Source organism: Paraburkholderia sp. BR10954, assembly GCF_040965775.1.
GTDB classification, from domain to species: Bacteria; Pseudomonadota; Gammaproteobacteria; order Burkholderiales; family Burkholderiaceae; genus Paraburkholderia; species Paraburkholderia youngii.
The window spans coordinates 1-3,392 of record NZ_JBFRCK010000130.1; the positions used below are offsets into that span (position 1 = coordinate 1).

Below are 3,392 nucleotides of genomic sequence, written 5' to 3' on the forward strand. Positions count from 1 at the left end.
CTTGCGCGTGCGTTTCGTTGAAAGATCCAGACCAAGACCAAGCTGTGTCATCGAGGTACCCCTTAAACCTGCATTCTCCCAGGATAGTCCACCGAGACGTCAACGCCAGGACTTTTGCAGACCTTCCCTAAGGGTACGCCTGCCCCTAGGATTCTCTCGAATCCTCTCCCAAGTTCCCAGTCTGTTATTCGGCGATCATATTCCAGTTGTTCCCACCCGGCCAGCCGCATGCACGTAATGCTCAACAACATCATCTCCCAAGACATCCCGCAGCCAGGCTGAATTTGATGCAACATCGATCGATTCTCTTAGCGTCTTGGGAATTTCCGGAAGACCGCGATCGCGGTACGCGTCACCATGAAATGGACCGGGCAGTTCGAGGTTCTCGGTAATCCCCGCGAGGCCGGCCGCGATCAGCCCCGCGAAGGCCAGGTATGGATTGAGATCCGCGCCTCCGATCCGACATTCGACCCTAGCCGCATACGAGCCTTCGCCGCAAACCCTGAAACCAGCCGTACGATTGTCTGGGCGCCAGACCGCCTTGGTCGGGGCGAACGTCCCTTTTTGAAATCGTTTATATGAGTTAACGTATGGCGCTAAAAACAGCGTGATGTCTCTCGAATACTTCAGAAGACCCGCAAGGTAGTGGCGCATAACATTGGCCATGCCATAGGGCGAATTTCTGTCAAAAAACAGCGGAGCTCCATCTAGTGTCCACAGGGAGGAATGAATGTGGCTGGAAGAACCTGCAAACTGGTAGTTCCACTTGGCCATATACGTAATCGCTCTATTCTCCTGGGATGCAATTTCCTTGGTGCCGTGCTTAATTAGCGTATGTTGGTCAGCCATCACTAGCGGATCGGCGTAGCGTACATTGATTTCGCCCTGCCCAGGCCCCCATTCCCCTTTCGAGCATTCGATCGCGATTCCAGCACCGTGCAATCCGTTCCTTATCCGACGCATGACCGATTCGTGTCGCGAGGTCGACAGAATATGGTAGTCCTGGCTGTACGTTCCAGAGGTTAAGAGGTCGCGGTATTTCTTCATCGATATATCCTCGTAAGACTCATCGAATAGGTAGAACTCTAATTCCGATGCGAAGCACGCGGCCATTCCCCTCTCGTTCAGACGACGAAGCTGCTCCTGTAGAATCTGCCTCGGCGAATGAGCAACGGGCTGCTGGCACTGGTCGAAAACATCGCAAATCACCAACGCCGTCGCTTCAAGCCAAGGAATGCGCCGCAATGTCGAAAGGTCGGGCTTGAGCACAAAATCACCATATCCAGCTTCCCAACTTGAACACGTGTACCCTGCCACAGGTTCCATCTCGATATCATTGGCCAACAAGTAATTGCAGGCATGCGTTTCCAGATAGCCATGCTTAACGAAAAAGTCCCCTTGAAACCGCTTCCCGACAAGCCGACCTTGCATGTCAACCATGCAAGCGATAACTGTATCAATAGCACCCGAAGCAACATCCCGTTTCAATTCTTCGAATTTTAGATTCATATTCCCTCCCGCGGAACGCAAATAAGCTCTTCCGGCACGCGCACCCAATCCACTATGCACGGACAAATTTAACCCGGCAAGCGAGTGATCTAATATTTATGTGGATTGATCATGCCAATTTGTTTTATCCAGTTTCCGAAAATTATGTGGGCGTGACTGCGCCAGCAATTGCGCGGCCGAAGATCTTCGCAATCCTCCGGAAAATAATTCGCCGGAATATTTACCCGACGACCAAGTGAACGGTCTTTAAAATACTCGTCCGCCAACGTTTGCGAATCGTACTCTATGTGATTAAATATATGCAGGGAATGATGGTTCGGGTCATCAAGCAGACACAGGCCTGTTTCCGGCGATTCGATGAGCACACAGATACCGCTGCCTGAGGGGATGTCGGCGCGTCGCATTTCCGTCCATCGGGAGACGGGAACAAAGAGATCGTCTGACAGGCCCCGCAGATACGGTGATGTGGACTCCACGCCTTGGTGCCTGAAGACACCAAAAGCCTTCTCATTCAATGTGTACTTAGGCAGACCGTGGAAATGATATAGTGCCGCTTGTGCGGCCCAGCAGATGTTGAAGCAGCTCAGAGTGTTGGTTTGAGTCCAGTTGAAAATCTGAATCAACTCGTTCCAATACCCCACTTCCTCAAAAGGGATCAACTCAACCGGTGCACCGGTAATAATAAAGCCGTCAAATATCCGTTCCTTTATCCCTTCCCAATCCTGGTAAAACGACGCTAAATGACTTGCTGGTGTGTTCTTGGGTAAATGACTGGCTATCTTTACCAACGTGAGGTCAACCAATATGGACGTTGCACCGAGGAGACGTGCAATCTGGATTTCCGTCTCTATTTTATTGGGCATCAGGTTTAGCAGACCAATATGCAAAGGACGTTCAATCGGCCGATACATAGCTTCGTGCTCCACTACCTTGATGCCTTCTTTTTGTAAAGCAATTACAGCCGGCAAACCTTTTGGAACCTTAATCGGCATGGAAGCACAACCTCCGTTTCGAAACTACGCGATGCCCGCAAGACTGCACGGCATACCAGCAACACCACGTCTGACCGACTGCGAGCAAGTTTAGGTCTTCACCTGTTTAAGAAGACCAAGCTGACTGCGACGCATGCGTAAAGTGCGCCCGTAATCTTCTCAAGCATGGATCTGTTGCTCAACACCACGCTTGCGCGATCTGCAAGAAACATATATCCGCAATAGACCGCGACGGAGATCGCCGTTGCCGCAGCTCCCATCGGAACCGCCTGCCCAAGGTAGGAACCGGATGGGCTGATGAAACTGGGATACGAAACTAATGTGGCCAACCACCCCTTAGGGTTCGCTAGAGAGACGATGAGTGAATCGACAAACACCTGTCTGGAGTTCCAGCGCACCGCATCTTCTATTCTTGACTCCCGTTTCCCACAAAAAGCAATAATGGAAAGATATCCAAGATATATCGCCCCTATCCATCGGACATAAAGTAACACCCATTGGTTATCCTGTATAAAAATCCCAACACCCGACAATACCACTGCTGCGTGAACGGCCGCACCAGTACCAAATCCGATCGCGCCAGGAATTGCGATTTCGAGCCCGTGCTTCAATGTTTGAGCAACGGCAAAAGCGACGTTCGGACCAGGCAAAGCCACGGCGGCAGTAAAAGTGACAAGAAACAAAACAAATAGATGAAAATCCATGAAGCCCCGCCTCTATTTGCAAATCACTCCCGAAAGGAACAACTATCGACACAAAATCCGGCTAGAGCGTGTTAGGAACTTTGAAGTACTGGCACGGCGTGGACAAGCATGAGCATTGCGAAGACGACGAAATGAAGCCCAGCGAGAGTTTCGGGAAGCCGTTCATAGTCACGTGCGAGACGCCGGA

The 3,392-nt window shown here is 51.1% G+C and carries 3 protein-coding genes and 1 pseudogene; all 4 read right to left on the bottom strand.

All coding sequences use genetic code 11. From position 1 onward, the window contains the following. Positions 1–195 precede the first annotated feature (195 nt). The gene (locus tag AB4Y34_RS41200) at positions 196–1,509 is read right to left on the bottom strand and encodes a glutamine synthetase family protein (RefSeq protein WP_368719229.1); all 1,314 of its coding nucleotides are present in this window, start codon (positions 1,507–1,509) and stop codon (positions 196–198) included. Positions 1,510–1,598: 89 nt separating this feature from the next. Continuing rightward, positions 1,599–2,501 (bottom strand): homoserine O-succinyltransferase, encoded by a 903-nt coding sequence (locus tag AB4Y34_RS41205; RefSeq protein ID WP_368719230.1) that lies wholly within the window; start codon positions 2,499–2,501, stop codon positions 1,599–1,601. A 98-nt stretch (positions 2,502–2,599) separates the two neighbouring features. After that, the gene (locus AB4Y34_RS41210) at positions 2,600–3,205 is read right to left on the bottom strand and encodes a LysE family translocator (protein WP_368719231.1); all 606 of its coding nucleotides are present in this window, start codon (positions 3,203–3,205) and stop codon (positions 2,600–2,602) included. 71 nt (positions 3,206–3,276) lie between these two features. Next, positions 3,277–3,392, bottom strand: a pseudogene (locus tag AB4Y34_RS41215) (IS5/IS1182 family transposase); the annotation flags it as partial.